Origin of the sequence: Paenibacillus tyrphae (assembly GCF_024158745.1) — a bacterium.
GTDB lineage: Bacteria > Bacillota > Bacilli > Paenibacillales > NBRC-103111 > Paenibacillus_G > Paenibacillus_G tyrfis_A.
In genome coordinates this window covers 259,713-276,635 of sequence record NZ_JAMZAW010000007.1, presented here as the reverse complement: position 1 = coordinate 276,635, position 16,923 = coordinate 259,713, and the positions used below count along the sequence as shown (strand labels likewise).

Annotated in this window: 13 protein-coding genes; 10 read left to right on the top strand and 3 right to left on the bottom strand. The window is 50.2% G+C overall.

The window, feature by feature from the left end; all coding sequences use genetic code 11:
* The first annotated feature begins 58 nt into the window (after nucleotides 1-58).
* Together NI000_RS12915 and rbsK are read left to right on the top strand one after the other, a co-directional pair.
* Nucleotides 59-2,164: an ADP-ribosylglycohydrolase family protein gene (locus NI000_RS12915; RefSeq protein ID WP_253411088.1), complete on the top strand. Its 2,106-nt coding sequence runs from the start codon at nucleotides 59-61 to the stop codon at nucleotides 2,162-2,164.
* A 42-nt stretch (nucleotides 2,165-2,206) separates the two neighbouring features.
* Nucleotides 2,207-3,097, top strand: coding sequence for a ribokinase (gene rbsK / locus NI000_RS12910; protein WP_253411086.1), 891 nt, complete (start codon nucleotides 2,207-2,209; stop codon nucleotides 3,095-3,097).
* 55 nt (nucleotides 3,098-3,152) lie between these two features.
* Here the strand turns inward: rbsK and NI000_RS12905 are convergent, their stop codons facing one another.
* On the bottom strand, nucleotides 3,153-4,850 hold the full coding sequence (locus NI000_RS12905) for a methyl-accepting chemotaxis protein (protein WP_301292477.1): 1,698 nt from the start codon (nucleotides 4,848-4,850) through the stop codon (nucleotides 3,153-3,155).
* 588 nt (nucleotides 4,851-5,438) lie between these two features.
* Here NI000_RS12905 and essC point away from each other — a divergent pair.
* The 7 genes from essC (at nucleotide 5,439) to NI000_RS12870 (ending at nucleotide 13,660) form a co-directional block, all read left to right on the top strand.
* On the top strand, nucleotides 5,439-10,058 hold the full coding sequence (essC, locus tag NI000_RS12900; RefSeq protein ID WP_253411082.1) for a type VII secretion protein EssC: 4,620 nt from the start codon (nucleotides 5,439-5,441) through the stop codon (nucleotides 10,056-10,058).
* Nucleotides 10,051-10,302 carry an EsaB/YukD family protein gene (locus tag NI000_RS12895; protein ID WP_253411080.1) on the top strand — a complete coding sequence of 84 codons (252 nt, stop codon included), beginning with the start codon at nucleotides 10,051-10,053 and terminating at the stop codon, nucleotides 10,300-10,302. The genes essC and NI000_RS12895 overlap by 8 nt, the downstream gene beginning before the upstream one ends.
* Nucleotides 10,303-10,330: 28 nt before the next feature.
* Entirely contained in the window at nucleotides 10,331-10,633 is a 303-nt protein-coding gene (locus tag NI000_RS12890; protein WP_253411078.1) for a WXG100 family type VII secretion target, read from the top strand.
* 28 nt (nucleotides 10,634-10,661) lie between these two features.
* Nucleotides 10,662-10,964, top strand: coding sequence for a pore-forming ESAT-6 family protein (locus tag NI000_RS12885; RefSeq protein ID WP_253411077.1), 303 nt, complete (start codon nucleotides 10,662-10,664; stop codon nucleotides 10,962-10,964).
* Between the two features lie 80 nt (nucleotides 10,965-11,044).
* Nucleotides 11,045-11,236, top strand: coding sequence for a hypothetical protein (locus NI000_RS12880; RefSeq protein WP_253411075.1), 192 nt, complete (start codon nucleotides 11,045-11,047; stop codon nucleotides 11,234-11,236).
* Between the two features lie 31 nt (nucleotides 11,237-11,267).
* The gene (locus tag NI000_RS12875) at nucleotides 11,268-12,071 is read left to right on the top strand and encodes a hypothetical protein (protein ID WP_253411073.1); all 804 of its coding nucleotides are present in this window, start codon (nucleotides 11,268-11,270) and stop codon (nucleotides 12,069-12,071) included.
* A 14-nt stretch (nucleotides 12,072-12,085) separates the two neighbouring features.
* Nucleotides 12,086-13,660, top strand: a complete 1,575-nt coding sequence (locus NI000_RS12870; protein ID WP_253411072.1) for an Mbeg1-like protein — start codon at nucleotides 12,086-12,088, stop codon at nucleotides 13,658-13,660.
* 85 nt (nucleotides 13,661-13,745) lie between these two features.
* Here the strand turns inward: NI000_RS12870 and NI000_RS12865 are convergent, their stop codons facing one another.
* The gene (locus NI000_RS12865) at nucleotides 13,746-14,612 is read right to left on the bottom strand and encodes a TIGR02452 family protein (RefSeq protein WP_253411070.1); all 867 of its coding nucleotides are present in this window, start codon (nucleotides 14,610-14,612) and stop codon (nucleotides 13,746-13,748) included.
* A gap of 24 nt (nucleotides 14,613-14,636) precedes the next feature.
* Nucleotides 14,637-15,128 (bottom strand): NADAR family protein, encoded by a 492-nt coding sequence (locus NI000_RS12860; RefSeq protein WP_253411162.1) that lies wholly within the window; start codon nucleotides 15,126-15,128, stop codon nucleotides 14,637-14,639.
* 528 nt (nucleotides 15,129-15,656) lie between these two features.
* Here NI000_RS12860 and NI000_RS12855 point away from each other — a divergent pair.
* On the top strand, nucleotides 15,657-16,922 hold the full coding sequence (locus NI000_RS12855; RefSeq protein ID WP_253411068.1) for a class I SAM-dependent methyltransferase: 1,266 nt from the start codon (nucleotides 15,657-15,659) through the stop codon (nucleotides 16,920-16,922).
* Nucleotide 16,923: the final 1 nt, after the last annotated feature.

Genomic DNA, 16,923 nt, shown 5'->3' with positions numbered 1-16,923 from the left:
ACTTTCTCGACACTCTGCAGCCTTCCAGGCTCATTATTTTAAAGGCGGTGCACGGAACATGATTCCTTCGAATTATTTAGAGAAAGTTTACGCAGGTTATTTGGGCATGAATATCGGCATAAGGCTGGGCGCGCCGGTGGAGCCGACGATCTGGACTTACGAGCGGATCAAAAATACGTACGGCGAGATTACGGACTACGTGAAAGAATTCAAAAACTTCGCTGCCGATGACGACGCGAACGGTCCGTATTATTTTCTGCGAGCCTTGTATGACGACGCGGTCGACCGCGATATTACCCCGAACGACGTGGCCCGCGCTTGGCTGAACTACGCCCGCGAAGGCATCGGGATGTTCTGGTGGGGCGGCTATGGCGTCAGCACGGAGCATACGGCTTACATCAACCTGAAAAAAGGAATTCCGGCCCCGCAATCCGGCTCGATCGAGCAGAACGGGCTCATTATCGCCGAACAGATCGGCGGGCAAATTTTTATCGATACGTGGGGCTTGGTCAACCCTTGCAATCCGAAGAAAGCCGCCGATTTCGGCGAAGTAGCGGCCCGCGTATCGCACGACGGCGAAGGGGTGCTGGGCGCGAGATTTTTCTGCGCGGCGATCTCCAAGGCGTTCGAAACATCGGATATCCGCGAGATTATCGAAGCGGGGCTCGCTCAAATTCCTGCGGATTCCCTCTACGCACAGGTGTCGAGAGCGGTGCTGGAATTCCACGCGCAGCATCCGGACGACTTCCGGGCTTGCCGCGATATGCTCGAAAGAGACTGGGGCTACGATAAATATACCGGGGTATGCCATATTATTCCAAACGCAGGCGTCTGCGTGCTGGCGATGATTTACGGTCAGGGCGACTTCAACCGGACGGTGGAAATCGCCACGATGTGCGGCTGGGATACCGATTGCAATGCGGGCAACGTCGGCACTGTGCTCGGCGTCGCATGCGGCCTGGGAGGCATCGCGGACAAGTACCGCAAGCCGATCAACGACTCCATCGTAATGTCGGGTATCTCCGGCTACCTGAACATTTTGGATATTCCTACGTATGCCAAGGAATTGACGATTCTGGGCTACCGTCTGGCGAAGGAGCCGTGCCCGCAGGAAATCGTCGACAGCTTTACGGAACGCGACATTTATTTTGACTTCGAACTGCCGGGCTCGACGCACAATATCCGGGTTTCCGATCCGTTCTTCTGCCAGGCGCGGCATTCGACGGAGAAAGCTTTCCGCGGAACCGGCTCGCTCGAAGTTATCTTTGACCGCATGACCCGCGGCGAGAAGTCGAAAGTCTTTTACAAGCCTTACTACACCCGCGCCGATTTCAGCGACGAGCGGTATTCGCCGACGTTTGCGCCGAGAGCGTACTCGGGTCAAAAAGTGTCGATGAACATTTATCTGGATCAATGGGGCGGCAACGAGACGATGGGGATTGCTCCTTACGCCCGGCTGCACAAAAGCAAGAAAGAGCTCGTCCAAGGCTATATTAAGCTCGTAAATCAGGAGTGGATCGAGGTGGAGTTCGTCATTCCGGATTCGGAAGGCGAGCTGATCGACGAGGTCGGCATCGTGCTCGAATCGTATTCGACGCGCAAGCCGAAAAGCCTGGGCCGCATCTTTATCGACGAATTCCGGATTTCCGGCAAAGCGGACTACACGATCGATTTCCGTAAACAGTCGGGCGATTTTGGCTGCGTGACGCCTTTTGCCCATAATCACGGCGCTTGGAGCCTGGTGGACGGCTCAATGTATCTGATGACCGCCGAGCCTAGCGAAGCGTATACGGGCAACTATTTTGCCACCGACTATACCGTAACCTTGGACCTGAATCCGCAAATCGGCGATTCGCATCTGGTGGCGGTTCGCGCCCAAGGAGCGATGCGCGGGTATCATGCGGGCTTTGACGGCAAAGATCAAGTCTCCCTCTACCTGAACGATTTCGGTTATACTAAACTGACCGGAGCCAGTTACCCCTGGCAGTTTGGCCAGAACTATGAATTCAAGGTGACGGTGCAAGGACAGGTCATCACGCTGTTCATCAACGGGGAGCAAATCCTGCAGCATACGGACGGTACGTTCGGCTACGGGATGTACGGAGTCAGCACCCTTGGCGCGGCGAGAGCCTACTACAGTAATATCCGAGTCACGGAGCTCTAGAAGTCCGGTCCGGTGAATTTGTAACGAAGAGGGCGAATTTCGATGAAAATTATGGTTGTCGGCAGTGCAAATATGGATATGGTCATGCGGACGAGCCGTCTTCCCGAAATCGGGGAGACGATGCGGGGCGACGGATTTTTCCTCGCTCCCGGCGGCAAAGGGGCCAATCAAGCGGTCGCTTGCGCCAAGATGGGCGCCGAAACGTGGTTTATGGGGAAGGTGGGCGACGATATTTTCGGCCAGTCCCTGATCGACCGGCTTAGCGGTTTCGGTGTGCGCACGGACTTCCTCAAGCGCGAGCCGAACGTGACGACGGGCGTGGCCGCCATCACCGTATGCAACGGAAATAACAGTATCATTCTCGACGGCGGAGCCAACAGCGAAGTCTCTCCCGGCTATATTCGGGGGTACCAGCAGGAGCTGCTTTCGGCCGCGGCCATCATGCTGCAGCTGGAAATTCCGATGGAGACGGTTTACGAGGTTATTCGTTTGGTGAAAGGCCAAGTGCCGATTTTCCTGAATCCGGCGCCTGCGGTTCCGATTGAGGATGCAGTTTTGCAGGGCGTGGATTATTTTACGCCGAACGAAATCGAATGCCGCATCTATACGGGTATCGAGATCCGGAGCACCGACGATGCTTTTGAGGCTTTGAACAAGCTTCGGGCCAAAGGAATCCGCTATCCGCTCATTACGCTCGGAGAAAAGGGCATCGTGTATTATAACGGAACGGAGAACGTATATAAGGAAGCGCGTAAGGTTCAGGCCGTCGATACGACGGCGGCCGGGGACACGTTCTCCGGCACGCTGGCCGCGATGATCATTGCTGGCAAAAGCATGGACGAAGCGGTGGATATCGCCCAGCGCGCCTCGTCCATTGCGGTGACTCGTTTGGGAGCGCAGGACGCGATCCCCATGTTGTCGGAAGTATTATAGGTGGTGTTGGCATAAGCACTTGCTTGCAAAAGCAGGTGCTTTTTTGCGAACAGCCCTACAGCCGGAAGCGGCGAATGCTCTCGCGAAGCTCTCCTGCAAGCAAAGTAAGCGACTCCGCGCTGCCGGAGATGCGTTCCATCGAAGCGAACTGTTCGTTCGAAGCGGCGGCAACGCTTTCCGTGCTGTCGCTGGAGGTCTGGGCGATCATCGCCGTGGACGTGACCGAGGCGGTAATCTGCTCGGTGGTCGCCGCCATTTCTTCCGCCGTGGCGGACACTTCCTGAATATGTCCGTTCAGCTGCTCGATCGAAGCGGCAATGTTGCGGAAGCTGCGCCCGGAGTCGCTCACCAACTGGATGCCTGCCGTGACCTGCTCCGTGACTTCGCGGATCGCCCCAGCCGTTTCTTTCGTTTCCTCTTGAATCAAGCGGATGCGCTGGGTAATTTCCTTGGCGGCCGCTTCGGATTGGGTGGCCAGCTTCTTCACCTCGGCGGCGACGACCGCGAAGCCTTTGCCGCTTTCTCCGGCTCTTGCCGCTTCAATCGAAGCGTTCAAGGCCAGCAAATTCGTCTGATAAGCGATCTCGGAGATCAATTTCACAATGCCCCCGATTTCGTCGGACCGTTTGCTCAGCCGTTCCATGCGTTCCGAGGTCTGCGTGGTTGTTGTGGAAATGGCGTTCATCTGCTCTTCCGCTTCGTCCATCGACTCCGTGCCTTTTACCGCATTTGCGGCTGTCGTTTGGAACTGCTCCGCCATTTCCGAGGTTGCCTCCGAAATCCGGCCGATTCCTGCGGCCATTTCTTCCATGACGACGGCCGTTTCTTTCGAGGTCGTCAGCTGTGCCTGCGCTCCTCCGGCGACCTGCCGCGAGGCGTCGGCAATCTGCTGCGCGGCGATCGTCGTCTGACTGGCATCGGCCGCCAGCGAATCGGCCAGCTGCGTGACCTGGTGTGAAGCTTCCGAAGAGCGGCTGATCGCCGAATGAAGCTCGCGAACCATGCGGTTCAGAGCGTCGGCCAGTTGGCCGATTTCATCGCGGCTTTTCACGGACAGCGGCGGTACGGTCAAGTCGCCGTCCGCGACCCGTACGATACTGCCGGTGACCAGACGCAGCGGGCGGGCAATCAGGAGGAGGAACAACGTGCTGATTCCTAAGGCGACAGCCACGCTAGTCCCGAGAATGACATAAACCCATATCAAGCTATCCTTATATGCTTTTTTTGCTTCCAGTGCGGAGGTTTCAGCCTGTTTGTGGTTCCATTCGACCAGACTGGTCAAATGCTTCTGCATTTCGTCGAAAATACGGTGGCCGGCATCGATCAGGATCATGGCTTGCTGGGGGTTGCTGCGGCTGGTGACTAACGTTTTTTGCGTGTTCTTCTTGAATTCGTCCCAACTTTCCTTGAAAGAAGCAAAATTGCTTCGTTCTTCGTCGGCTGTGATCTGGGACTCGTACTGCTGTACCGTCGATTCGACCAAGGTGTAGCTTGCGCCGATTTCATCCTCAAGGGTTTTACGTGCTGCAGCATCGGTACTGTCTTTGTGGCGGAACACCAGATTAAGCACATGCTCCGTCTCAAAATAAATCCGGTTGATTTCGTTCACCTTGGGCATCGAGTTTTCGGTAACCTGCTCAACGCGGTTTTGGATAAACATCATTCGGTTTAAAGCAAGAACGGCGGTGATGGTAGTAAGAAGTAACATGGTAATGAATCCCAAAGCAAGCTTTCTACTTACAGTCCAGCGCATCGTACGAGCCCCCTCGGTTATGCTATTTTTATATTGGATTTGGTTTTCAGAATAATACCATTTCGACAATCCAATGGTAAATTCCTTCTTATTCCAGCCTGTTTCGCAGCCGTTACGTCGTTTTTTGTATAAAATTTCTATTAATTTCTGTGCCACCCAGCGTATTGATATGTTTGCGGATCGGCTAGCGAATGAATTCAACGAGTGCCTGCATATCGATGAGATGTTTGCCAAAGAAGGCAAGCTGTCTCCAAGAGGCCGAGTACGGGCTTGAAGGTGTAGACAACGGCATCGTAACGTTCCGAACCAAACCGTCCGATAAAAAGAAGCCTTCCACTCTAAAGGTGAAGGTTGAAATCGATGGCCAAAAACAAGCTCATCTGAAGATTGTTCGTTGATATTTGTCGAATAAAAATCTCTATTGCAGAATTTGGGAGAAAATGATACTATACAACCAATGATCGAAAGCGGAAGCACCGCCTTATTCATGTGTATTTAACCATGGATAGGGCGGTTTTTTTGTGCTCTAGAATAGAAAATTTTGTAAAATTTTGTCCGATCATTTGTTCGAAAGAAGGTGAGTTCCTTATGCAGCTATCCTTGCTAAAGGAAAATGAAATCCATACATGCGTGCTGCCTGAAAGGAAGTCCGGGCAGTATTGGGTCACTCAAACGAACCTTCTGGGGTATGAGGAACGGGTGGTCGGGGTCGAAGGCGTGGACAGCCAATGGATTCTCAAGTCGAATCCGCATGCGGTCGTTCTGGATGCCGGCAGCCGCAAAGTAAAGGAGCTTGTCGTCGAGCCCCTGACCATCTATAGCATCCTTTTGAAAAAAACGGATGAAATTGCGATTCTGTTCGCCGAACCGGTGTCTGTCGACCGTAAAGTATTCCAAAGGTACAGCTTGCCCGGTAGAGGGAAAATAAAGATCGGTCGTGCGGACGGCTGCGAGATCAGGTACGCGAACAGGTATACGTCCTCCGTTCATGCGGAGCTTTTCGTTTCCGAAACGTCGATCGCCATTCGGGATACGGGCAGCTCGAACGGAACGTTTGTGAACGGGAAGAGGACGACGGAGCAGATTCTGAAACCCGGGGATATGATCTATATCGTCGGCTTGAAGATCATTGTCGGCAGCGGATTCATTGCCATAAATAATCCAGACGGCCAGGTGAGCTGTAATCCCGATGTTCTTAGACCATGCGTTAAACCGTACCCTGCGGTTCCAAATACGGAGGATGAGATCGACGAAGAGCTGCCGGAAGGCGATTTGTTTTATCGTTCTCCAAGGTTTATCAAGGAAATCGATCGTGTCGAGATCAAGATCGACGCACCGCCGCCCCAGGTGAATCTGGAACAAACTCCGCTTATGCTCATGCTCGGTCCGTCCATTACGATGGGCATGGCCTCCTTATTCACCGGACTGTATTCTCTGCATAACGCATTGCAATCCAATGGCAAAATCATGAATGCCATGCCTACTCTTGTCATGTCCTTCAGTGTCCTGCTGGGTACGATTCTATGGCCCGTTTTGACAAGACGACACGAGGCTCAGAAGAGACTCAAGCAGGAGAGAATCCGGCAGGAGAAATACAAGCTTTATATTCAAGAGGTTCGGCAGAAAATACGGGATGCCGGAGAAAGCCAGCGCCAAGTTCTGCATGAAAATTTGATTACTCTGGAGGAGTGCGTTTCGCGAATCCAGCTGCGCAAGCGGACCCTATGGGAGCGGACCCGCAGACAAAACGATTTTTTGAAGGTACGTCTTGGACTGGGTAATTTGCCGCTTCGGGTTGTGCTGAAATTTCCGGAGAAAAGATTCTCGCTTGAAGACGACGGGCTTCAAGAGGAGCTGTATCGGCTCATGGAGGAGCCGAAAATGCTGGAACAGGTTCCTATACCGCTTTCGCTAACGGAGGATTGGATTAGCGGGATGATCGGCACAAGAGTTGAAGTTGTCGATGCGGTCAAAGGGTTAATCGTCCAGCTTGCGGCGCTCCATAGCTATGATGAATTAAAGCTTGTCTTCATCTATGACAAGAAGGAAGGCAAGACGTGGGAGTTCGTAAAATGGCTGCCTCACGTTTGGAGCGACGATAAGTCCATTCGATTTATTGCGACGGAGCCGGGCGAGGTAAAGGAGCTTTCTGTCTTTTTCGAAAAAGAAATTGCCCGAAGAGAGAGCATCACCTCGGAGGAAGAGCTTAAGGAGGTCATGCCGTATTACGTCGTCTTCGCGATCGATAAGGGCCTGGCCGGCAAGGCGGAGATGATGAATGGTATAAGGAAGCACAAAAACAATATAGGCATTAGCGTGATCCATCTTTACGACGAGTTGAAAAATCTGCCCAAAGAGTGCTCGCTGGTCGTGGAGTTTGAAGGAGATCATTCGAAAATATATGACAAGGACGATACCTCCGGGAAGCATATTGCGTTTCAGCCTCATCCGTTTACCATTCAGGACGAGCTCCAGCTTGCCGTGCATCTGGCTAATATTCAACTGGATCGTTCGGGAGCGGGCTATACGCTGCCTGCCATGCTGACCTTTCTCGATTTGTTCGAGGTGGGGAAAGTCGAGCATCTGAATGCGCTGACGAGATGGCGGGATCATGATCCTGCCTTATCCCTCCAAACGCCGATCGGGGTGGATACGACCGGTGAACGGTTTTATCTGGACTTGCATGAGAAATACCACGGTCCGCATGGCTTGATTGCGGGGATGACCGGTTCCGGGAAAAGCGAGTTTATGATGACGTTCATTCTTTCGCTCGCCGTAAACTATCATCCGCATGAGGTCGCTTTTATTCTGATTGACTACAAAGGCGGCGGTATGGCTGGTGCATTTGCGAATTTGCCTCATCTGGCGGGAACGATTACGAACTTGGACGGTGCGGCGGTTAAGCGGTCCCTAGTTTCCATCCAAAGCGAGCTCAAGCGAAGACAAGCGATCTTTAGCGAAACGAGCAAGCGATTGAACATGAGCAACATGGACATCTACAAGTATCAGAGGCTGTTCCGGGACGGGAATGTTATGGAGCCGCTGCAGCACTTGTTTATCATTTCGGACGAGTTCGCGGAACTAAAGACGCAGCAGCCTGAATTCATGGAGCAGTTGGTTAGCGCGGCACGTATCGGCAGAAGCTTGGGCATCCACTTGATCTTGGCGACCCAAAAGCCATCCGGGGTGGTGGATGATCAGATTTGGAGCAACAGCAAGTTTCGAATTTGTCTTAAGGTGCAGGAGAAAGCCGATAGTATGGACGTGATCAAAAGGCCGGATGCGGCCGAGCTGTCCGTTACCGGGCGGTTCTATGTCCAAGTTGGCTTCAACGAGCTGTTCGAGCTTGGTCAATCCGCTTGGGGAGGGGCGCCTTATTATCCGACGGATCGGATTGAGAAAGCCAGGGATGAGAGCGTAACTGTTATCGATAACCTGGGACGTATCGTGAAACAAGTCAAAATTGATAAACGAAAGACACGGTTCCATAACCCGACCAAGCAATTGGATGAGGTAAACCGTTATTTAACAGCCATTGCCAAAGAAGAACGGATCAGCGTCCGTCCGCTCTGGCTGGACCCGCTTCCGGAATTCATTTATCTTGACGAGCTCAGAGAGAGTCATCCGGTTTCGCAGCAAGCCCGCGGTGTGCTGAATCCCGTGATCGGCCAAGTAGACGACCCTGCCAACCAGCGGCAGTTTACGATGACCTTTCCGCTGTCCAAGGAAGGTAATGCGGTCATTTACGGTGCGGCGGGAAGCGGGAAAACGACCTTCTTGGCCACGTTGCTGTACTCGCTGATGGGGGAGCATACGCCGTCCGAGCTCCATGTATATATTCTGGATTTCGCTTCCGAGACCTTGCGCGCCTTCTCCAAAGCACCGCATGTGGGCGATGTCCTGCTCTCGCACGAAGCGGAGAAAGTCAATAATTTGTTCAAGATGCTGTATCGAGAGACCGCGGATCGGAAAAAGCGGTTCGCAGATTATGGCGGCGATTACCAGTCTTACGTGAGATCAGCACAGACTGCCATTCCTTCCATTGTCGTTGTCGTTCATAACTACTCGGCGTTCGCGGAGCTGTTCGAGGACAAGGAAGAAGCGATGGCCTATCTAGCGAGGGAAGGCTTGAAGTACGGGATTTACTTCATTTTGACCGCATTGAATACAGGCGCGGTCCGGTACCGGGTTTTGCAAAATTTTAAACAATTGTACGTGCTGCAGCTTAACGATGCCGCCGACTATTCCAGTGTGCTCGGTCATGTGGAAGGTGTCTATCCCTCCAAGTTTAAGGGGAGAGGCATTATGAAATCCGATCGGGTATATGAATTTCAAATCGCGCACACGCATCGCGATGTGGAAAATCGCTTCGAGCATATTCGCAAGTACGGTGAAGAGTACGCCGCCAGATGGACGGAGCCGGTCGCAAGGAGAATTCCGATTCTGCCTGAGCTCATTGATGCGAATTTCTTGATGGATGAAATAAGGTACGGCAGGGCCGGGAAAATTCCGGTGGGCGTGGAGAAGAACAGTCTGCAGACGGCTTGCTTTCACTTTGACCAGCATTACATCCAGCTTATACTGTCTCAAAATAACGACAATGCGGGCTTTATCCAAGGGGTGGCTGAGGTCCTATCGGCTAAAGCGGAAGCCGAAGTTGCCGTCATCGATCCGGATAATAAGCTAGTGGATGACGAGCTCAAAACCTATACACATTATGGAAATCGAACAGATTGGGACCAAGTTGTTGCACAATTATTTAACACCCTCGTCCACCGCAACAATACGTACAAGGATGCGATGACCGCCGGCGAACCGGTTCCGGCCTTTGCCAAACAGATTTGGATTATTCACTCTCTGGCAAACTTGAACTCACGAATCTCCGAAGATTCCAAGGATAAGCTCCGGGTTCTTCTGGAGAAAGGTGAGACGGCGTATCAAGTGAATTTCATTATTTGCGAGCGCGTTTCGTCGATTTCGTCCATATCTTACGAACCTTGGTTTAAGGCAAAAGTGGTCCTCAACGAGGGGATTTGGCTGGGGAACGGTATAGCGGATCAATATCAGCTCAAGATCGGAAAGCTCACAAGCGAGCTGTACCAGGATATTGGAGATGATTTCGGCTATATCGTGACGAACGGGAAACCTATCCTCATGAAGCTGGTGACTTCGCCCTTGCATCTCAAGGAGGACGATTCCGATGGATAAAATACAGGTTGAGGTATTTGTACCGGCTCTAGCCAGGACCTATGACGTATACATCCCTCTCACGACCAAGCTTTATGAAGTCGAGACGTTATTAACGGGTGCGATTGCCGAGTTATCCAACGGTTATTTTGCTCCAACCCGCGATACGGTTTTATGCGAGAGAACAACCGGGTCCGTTTTGGATATTGGCATGTCAGCTCAAGAATCGGGGCTTCATCACGGTTCCAGGCTGATGTTAATATAAAACCTTTATTACCGAGAGGAGAATTTGCATGGCAAGAAAAATTATCGTAGATCCCGCTAAGCTGGAAGCTGCAGCTAAAAACATGGATGGGCATGCCGCCGAGTACCAGCGTTTGTACGATCAACTGTTTAACGAAGTGAAGGCCATGGGCAATGCGTGGAAGGGGCAGGACAACGTCGCTTACACGACGCAAATCGAAGGATTCCGCGATGATTTTGAAAATATGAAAAAGCTGATGGAGCAATATTCCGAGTTCCTAAAGCATAGCGCCCAAACGTATCGGACGACGCAAACCGAAATTGCGAACTCCGCCAAAAAATTAGCGAATTAATCCATTCTCTTAAAGGAGGCCAACGACTATGTCTATCGAAGGAATCAGCATATCTACCGCAGAGGTAACGCAAACCGCGGCAACGATCCGAACACTGAACGGCAGCTTAACCGCCAAGCTCGAAGAGATTAAGAAAGAAATGAACAGTTTGACGAGCTCCTGGGATAGCGATGCCTCCCGAACCATTCAGGACAAATTCAACGCGAATTCCCAAAAGTTTAGTGATTATCGGGCGGTTGTGGACTCTTATGCGGCTTTTTTGGATAACACCGTTTCGAATTACGATGCAACCGAAACGACCATTAACAGCAACGCCAGCCAATTCAAGTAGGATCTGATTCGAATGGAGGGTGACAGGGGAGCCTGTCGCTCTCCGTCGTCTACAATCTGGGGATACAAAGAGGGATGCACATGAACGCGGCAGCAGATCGGGAAGCAACCGCCATTATTGAAGAACTCAACCGAATTAGACGGGAATTGGAAAGCGTTGCGCTGGAACTAAAAGGTTTGAAAGGAATTAGCGTCGACTATTGCTCCAGAAGATTGATACAAATTTCAAGTGAGTACAGTGAGGTCGTTCAAATGCTGTATCGATTGAGATAACGGGAAGCAATCCGTCTTCAATTTTGTTTTCATGGAGGGTACGGAGCGGGAAATGAACTTTAATGGAAGGCTGGTGCTTCGAATCGTGGTGCTGCTATCGCTTGTAACGCTTATGGGCTGCGGTCAGAAGTATAATGATGCAGAAGACAAAATGACGCGGTATTTAAATGAAAAGTATGGTGAAGAATTCGTGGTTGAAAACGTCGGAGGCGGGTATGGGTCAGGGATATTTTCAACCGATACCATCAAAGCGGAGGCGTATCCCCAACACTCCCCGAGGCATCGGTTTAGAGCCGAAATCACGAAAGATTTTAGCAAAGTATGGGACAACTATATGAACATGATTATGGCCGACAAGTTCGATGAAAAGATGTTCAAGGTATCCCAGGAAGTGTTTGGACAGAAGGACATCTGGGTCAAGACAAATCTGGATTCGGGCGGCTTATCTTTTCCGGCACGTGATTTGAATAACAAAAATATGAGTATCGAAGATTACTTTAAGGCTGAAAAGATTAATGGACTAGCCGTTGATCTGTTTATTAAAAGCGAACCCGATATAGACAAGGAACGCCAAGCGGAAAAAGTAGACAAATTGGTAGATAGAATATTGGCTTTAGAAGAATTTAAGCATGGGTTTATTTCTGTATTTTATTTAAAACCGTCTGCTTTTGAGCGGGTTAGCACAGATTTTTATACGGTGGGCGAAGCACTCCATTACTACACTCAGAAAGAAATGAGTTATACCCATACGTTTGCCAAAATTTTCGATGCAAAAAAGGTGTATTCCGTCCAAGAGATCTTGAGTCATTTTGACTGGGAGTATAAGAAGTTTTAAGGAAGGGGGATACCATGACCACGACCATTACCGAGGCAGATAAAGCTATGCTTTCTGAACTGGTGTACTTGAATATAAAAAATCATGCGGATTTAAACAAAAGTTTGCTTTCCGGGGCGCTTACCGTAGGTCAACTTGTAAATACCTACAAGCAAGAATTGGAGTCATCATTTAAAGATGTTGAAACCCAATTTAAAACAAAAGAACAGTTTGAAGCCTTTAAGCACGCAATTGAAAGTTTATCTCAGGATTCTTCGAAATATGTTCATTGGAAAATCAGCCATATCGATGACGATAATGCGGCAACGGGGTTTGTAGCGTACATATTCGAGCCGGAACCCGGTCAAGCGGTGTTTGCCTTCCGAGGGAGCGAAGATATCACAAGAAAGGAGTTCCGGAACGATTGGAAAAATAATGCGTCGACTTCGTATGAAGAGGAAAGCGTCCAGCAACATAAAGCAAGATTGTACATGGAATCACAAGCGAAGCTGTACAACAACATTACGGTAACGGGTCATTCTCTCGGGGGGAACCTTGCACTATATGCAACCTTAACGGCGCCTGGTGAAATCCAACAAAAAATAGTCAACTGTGCTACGTTTAACGCCCCTGGCTTTAACAAAGAATTCACCATTACCTATCAACATTCCATCCAGCATATGAGGGGGAAAATTCAGGAATTTCAGAACAGATACGATTCCGTCTCTTCCCTATTTTATAATCCGACGAAACCGATCATGATCGAAACTTCGGCCAAAAAAGGAACGCTGCCTGATTTAATAAATATGGACCATCATGCCCTTAAGCATCTTGTGAACGACAAGGGTACCTTAACAAGGGATAAGATCCAAAACAAAGATTTTGAATATCGAATGCTGTCTAATCTTGCGCAAGGGATTCAAAAGCTGCCTAATCCGATGCTATACGAAACGGTGGAGCTTATTTTTGCCGTCTGGAATGGCGATATCGATACGGTTCAGTTACTGAAAACGGCAGGTGTTTTAGCTGCCACCAACGTTCCCCAAACGATGGTTACCGTAGGAGCGATGCTCAAAGCGGTAGAAATTACGTTTGTAGCCACTGCGTTTGTAACAGCTGCCCAGATTGCTGCCGAAGTAGTGGATGAGAAGATCGTTCAGTTCAAAACGTGGGTGACGCGCAAGTTCGACGATCTGTTTGAACAGGCCGGGCTTGGAGCCGTCCTGAAAGAGAAGTTTCACGACTTTAAGCAGCGGGTGTATGCTGAAGTGCATGATATCGTCAGCAGGGTTTCAAAGTTCGTCAAGGATTCTTGGCATACGTGGAAACCATCCGGCGTACAGCATGAGGATATTCGCGTGAACATGATGGAGCTCAGAAATTTAGCTTCCCGCTTACAAGCGGTTCAGAACCAGATCGTCTATGTGGACCGCAGACTCGATACGCTGGCAAATCTTGTAGACTGGCAGCAGCGCATATCGGTAACGTGGATCGACTACAAGGTGGGCTATAACCAGGATTTGAGAAGATGCATCGATTATTTGCACCGTGCGGCAGACGAGCTTGAACAATGCGAGCGCACAATCACGCAAAAAGCATATGCGTTTTAAACCGTATAAAAGCGCCGACACTTCCCGAGCCGACGCTTTCGCTTATTTCCTTTTATAAATTTTATACCATCATTGAAAAAAGTTGCTATGGCTCCAATGCCATTTTGAATTCATTCAACGTCCGCTTGTTTGCTGAGTTATCCAGGACGGCGAAGACGATTTTATCAAACCAGGCGGCACGACCTTCGTCGATGAGCGCTTGCTTGAAAAGGCGGGCGACATCCTTCGGGTCATTACGGAAGACGCCACAACCATAGGCACCAAGAATAATGGCACGCTGTCCATGGGCAGCCGCAACCGCTAAAATGAAGCGAATCCGCTCCAGCATGACCGTATCGATCTTGGCCGTATTTTCCGGTTCGCGCTCCCGTACAACCCCGGCATTAACCGCAGGCGCGGTGATCATGGAAACCAAGTAAGGCTCCGGCAGAAGGCTGCCGCGATCCTCCCGGAATACCGGCACTTTCGGAGAGTAGATCATATAGTCGGAATAAAAGCAGGTCTTGAGGCTCCGGTTATGAGCGTACATTTCGGTCATCTGGGAAATGCACGGATACAAGGCGGAAGAGCGAGCCAGACTTTCTTCCTGCGCCTGGCTCCCCCCGAGGAAGCCTCCTCCGGGATTTTTGGCGGAAGCGAAATTCAGACAAACGGTCTCCGCAATCCCTTCTTGCGCTACGAGCCGTTGCGCCGCAGCCAAGGTCGATTCGTTCGTCACCTCAATGCGAGGAGTGTTCCCTGCTATGCGATCGTTGACGGCACTTGCTTCCTTCAAAATATTCGGTAGCTGATCGGGCGCATAGAGGACGGACTTTGCAACGGCCGTCTCCACTTCGTCCCGGATCGTGATATGTGTCCCGGAGGGGGTGGTGTAGAAGCCCTGCTCCAAAATGTCCAAGGTTTCTTTGGCGATCTTGGATCTGATTTCTCTGTTATGGGTAGATGCGTTCATTTTCGTTCACTCCGTTCATTCGGTTCAGGTTACTTCTTGATTTTCCTTCAGCAGGTTCTCGCGCAGCTGTGTCAAAATGTGCCCCAGTGCATTTTTGCCCTGCCAGGTTCTTCGGTTTTGAATCCTCGGGTCGTCTTCGGATAGTCCTACTCCCCAAATCCGGTCCGTAGGACTCGCTTCGACCAAGGTTGTTCCTTTCGTCTTAAGCAGTTGCTCCAGCAGATGCGGATTTTGTGTAAATTTTGCATAGTTGCCGTCATAAACGAATTTCTTTCCGTAGTTGTCCCATTGATCTTTATCAAAGTTCCGGACCAAGCGGCCCAGCTTCTTTTGCTCCCGGGGCGTCGTGGCCTTCAATATTTTAGCTGCCGTCTCTTGATCCCCGAACAGCATCGCTTTTTGATACATCATGTACTGCTCCGCGCAGTTGAACTCTACTCCATCCATGACAAACCGCGAAGGATGCCACTGGGAAAAGGGGGACTCGGTGCGGTAAAAAAACGTAAATTTCTCTATCATCATCAGCTCTCGCTTTCGCTTTAAATTTGACGGTTACGGCATCGCAGGCTTGAGGAAATGCCGTTACTTTCATTACTTCGATAACAGGGGAGAAGCCATGCATTAGCGCCTATGATATTTACCAATTGATAATATCATAATGACATTATATAACGAGGGCGGCACCCTTTGTCAATATTAAGTCGAAAAAATGTTAAAACCTAGAGATTTTCTTGACAAAATATGGGCCGCCGCTTATGATTTCACTAACTATTGTCGAAGGAGGTCGAATGAGGGTGCTTAAGGATCAAAAGTTTTATTACAGTTCCAATAATGACCAGCGCAATACATTTTCATCAACAGCATATGCAGCAGTGTACCCTCATCGGCCTTACCGGTCTGTCTTATTAAGTGAAGCTTTATGCCGACTTCAAGCAAGTTGACATCAGGCTCGTTTATCCAATCCGGCCATGGACCTCTGAGTCCGTGGTCTTTTTTGTGTTTAACTACGACGGGCCACAATTTCATTCCAAGGGGAAGATGCAGATGGCAATCATTCAAGTGAGATCCACCAACCCGAAGCTTTCGTTTATCATCAAAAAAAATCCGGAGTCCGGCATGATTCTCCGTTCGATCCGCAAGGGGATGGCTTACGGCTGGTACACGGATGATTTTACCTATAACGTATATTTTAAGGATGCGGATAATGAGATTTCCTATAAGCAGCATGAGCATGAGGATTTTGAATATTTGAACGTATCCCGCTATAATACGCCGTTATTTCCGCTGAACGCGCTGAACGAATTTTTTTCCGCGCCGCTGAAAGCGCAAGAGGAGCGGGACGTCGAAGGCTACGAGCACTCGTTCCATATCAACATGATTCATATCGAACTGGTGCGGTACATTGAGTTTTTTGAGAAGCATTTGACCGATTTTACATTTGAGCTCAAGCATCACGCTCACAAAAGCTACTCGCTCACGATTACGACGCGCAAAAGCCTTCATCATCTGCTGCATGTCGTCAGCGTGCTGTGCTTGTTCCTGTCCATGTTCGGCAACGAAAACATCGATATTTCCGACAGCATTCTGGACAAATACATTAAGAGCATTCAAGCGATTGACGCGCCGTTCTACATCCGCAGCTTGTTTGTGCGGAATTTCTTGTCTTCCAGGGACCGGTTCAAAAAATACAAAGGCGAGCTTGAGAAAACAAGCCGGTACGCCATTCGATTCGATTACGGAGGTACCGCTCTTCAACGGAGAAACTATATCGCCGGCGCCCTGCCTTTTAATAAATCGATCTTGGACGTTGGCTGCGGAGAAGGCTTCTATGCGCTTCCTTTTGCGGCAAAAATCGAGGGCAGCTACTACGCTGTCGACATCGACGAGCAGCTGCTGGAATCGGTCAGCCGCAAGGCGCAAGCACGGGAGCTCGATAACCTGATTACGTTTCGTTCGATCGATCATTTCTTGGAGGAATACAACGGCGAGCAGGTCGATGTTATCCTGACGGAAGTGATCGAGCACATGAGTCAGGATGAGGCCAAAGCGCTGATTCAACGGATTTGCAAGCAAGTGGATTTTGAGCATTTTATTATTACGACGCCGAATTCGGATTTCAATCCGTTCTACGACTTAAGCGGGTTCCGACACGACGACCACAAGTGGGAGATGGGGCAGGAGGAGTTCCGGGAGTGGTTTATGGAGATCATTCGGGAAACGAGCCTGCATTATGAATTCGTCTCCGTCGGTGACGGGGTCAACAGCATCCAGACGACGCAAGGCGTCATTCTTAAGAAAAAGGGGGCCTAGC

What these genes read in the sequence shown, in the direction of transcription:
- NI000_RS12915 (WP_253411088.1), top strand. Translation starts at nt 59, where the DNA reads ATGATTCCTTCGAATTATTTAGAGAAAGTTTACGCAGGTTATTTGGGC.
- NI000_RS12875 (WP_253411073.1), top strand. Translation starts at nt 11,268, where the DNA reads ATGGAGGGTACGGAGCGGGAAATGAACTTTAATGGAAGGCTGGTGCTT.
- essC (WP_253411082.1), top strand. Translation starts at nt 5,439, where the DNA reads ATGCAGCTATCCTTGCTAAAGGAAAATGAAATCCATACATGCGTGCTG.
- NI000_RS12880 (WP_253411075.1), top strand. Translation starts at nt 11,045, where the DNA reads ATGAACGCGGCAGCAGATCGGGAAGCAACCGCCATTATTGAAGAACTC.
- NI000_RS12890 (WP_253411078.1), top strand. Translation starts at nt 10,331, where the DNA reads ATGGCAAGAAAAATTATCGTAGATCCCGCTAAGCTGGAAGCTGCAGCT.
- rbsK (WP_253411086.1), top strand. Translation starts at nt 2,207, where the DNA reads ATGAAAATTATGGTTGTCGGCAGTGCAAATATGGATATGGTCATGCGG.
- NI000_RS12865 (WP_253411070.1), bottom strand. Translation starts at nt 14,612, where the DNA reads ATGAACGCATCTACCCATAACAGAGAAATCAGATCCAAGATCGCCAAA.
- NI000_RS12870 (WP_253411072.1), top strand. Translation starts at nt 12,086, where the DNA reads ATGACCACGACCATTACCGAGGCAGATAAAGCTATGCTTTCTGAACTG.
- NI000_RS12895 (WP_253411080.1), top strand. Translation starts at nt 10,051, where the DNA reads ATGGATAAAATACAGGTTGAGGTATTTGTACCGGCTCTAGCCAGGACC.
- NI000_RS12885 (WP_253411077.1), top strand. Translation starts at nt 10,662, where the DNA reads ATGTCTATCGAAGGAATCAGCATATCTACCGCAGAGGTAACGCAAACC.
- NI000_RS12855 (WP_253411068.1), top strand. Translation starts at nt 15,657, where the DNA reads ATGGCAATCATTCAAGTGAGATCCACCAACCCGAAGCTTTCGTTTATC.
- NI000_RS12905 (WP_301292477.1), bottom strand. Translation starts at nt 4,850, where the DNA reads ATGCGCTGGACTGTAAGTAGAAAGCTTGCTTTGGGATTCATTACCATG.